Origin of the sequence: Stenotrophomonas sp. AS012628 (assembly GCF_010608305.1) — a bacterium.
Lineage (GTDB): Bacteria > Pseudomonadota > Gammaproteobacteria > Xanthomonadales > Xanthomonadaceae > Stenotrophomonas > Stenotrophomonas geniculata.
The window spans coordinates 1,493-2,712 of record NZ_VMBJ01000003.1 but is presented as its reverse complement, the minus strand read 5'-3'; the positions used below and the strand labels follow the sequence as shown (position 1 = coordinate 2,712).

General features: G+C 52.6%; 1 rRNA gene (cut by a window edge). It reads right to left on the bottom strand.

Annotated features, from left to right (window positions below):
* Positions 1–1,154: ribosomal RNA gene (locus tag G5A07_RS02380) — 23S ribosomal RNA — on the bottom strand (it extends 1,488 nt beyond the left edge of the window).
* Positions 1,155–1,220 lie beyond the last annotated feature (66 nt).

Below are 1,220 nucleotides of genomic sequence, written 5' to 3'. Positions count from 1 at the left end.
TTATGCACCCCAAGCTTCGGTTCTGTGCTTAGCCCCGTTAAATCTTCCCCGCAGACCGACTCGACCAGTGAGCTATTACGCTTTCTTTAAAGGGTGGCTGCTTCTAAGCCAACCTCCTGGCTGTCTGTGCCTTTCCACATGGTTTTCCACTTAGCACAAAATTTGGGACCTTAGCTGTGGGTCTGGGTTGTTTCCCTTTTCACGACGGACGTTAGCACCCGCCGTGTGTCTCCCATACAGTCCGTCTCGGTATTCGGAGTTTGCAATGGTTTGGTAAGTCGCGATGACCCCCTAGCCATAACAGTGCTCTACCCCCGAGAGGATACATATGAGGCGCTACCTAAATAGCTTTCGAGGAGAACCAGCTATCTCCGGGTTCGATTAGCTTTTCACTCCTAATCACACCTCATCCCCTACCTTTGCAACGGGAGTGGGTTCGGGCCTCCAGTGCGTGTTACCGCACCTTCACCCTGGGCATGACTAGATCACCCGGTTTCGGGTCTACTGCCCGCGACTATGCGCCCTTATCAGACTCGGTTTCCCTTCGCCTCCCCTATACGGTTAAGCTTGCCACGAACAGTAAGTCGCTGACCCATTATACAAAAGGTACGCAGTCACTCCTTGCGGAGCTCCTACTGCTTGTACGCACACGGTTTCAGGTTCTATTTCACTCCCCTCTCCGGGGTTCTTTTCGCCTTTCCCTCACGGTACTGGTTCACTATCGGTCGGTCAGTAGTATTTAGCCTTGGAGGATGGTCCCCCCATGTTCAGACAGGGTTTCACGTGCCCCGCCCTACTCGTCTTCACTGAAATGGCCCTTTCAGATACAGGGCTATCACCTTCTATGGCCGCTCTTTCCAGAGCGTTTTCCTAGAACCAAATCAGCTTAAGGGCTAGTCCGCGTTCGCTCGTCGCTACTTACGGAATCTCGGTTGATTTCTTTTCCTCTGGTTACTTAGATATTTCAGTTCACCAGGTTCGCTTCCAGCAGCTATGTATTCACTGCAGGATACCCGCAAGCGGGTGGGTTTCCCCATTCGGACATTACCGGATCAAAGCTTGTTGCCAGCTCCCCGATACTTTTCGCAGGCTGCCACGTCCTTCATCGCCTCTGACCGCCAAGGCATCCACCGTGTGCGCTTATTCGCTTGACCATATAACCGCAAGTTGCCTTGGGTTACATATGACCCGGGGGTACAAAGCCCGGATACGAATATAAC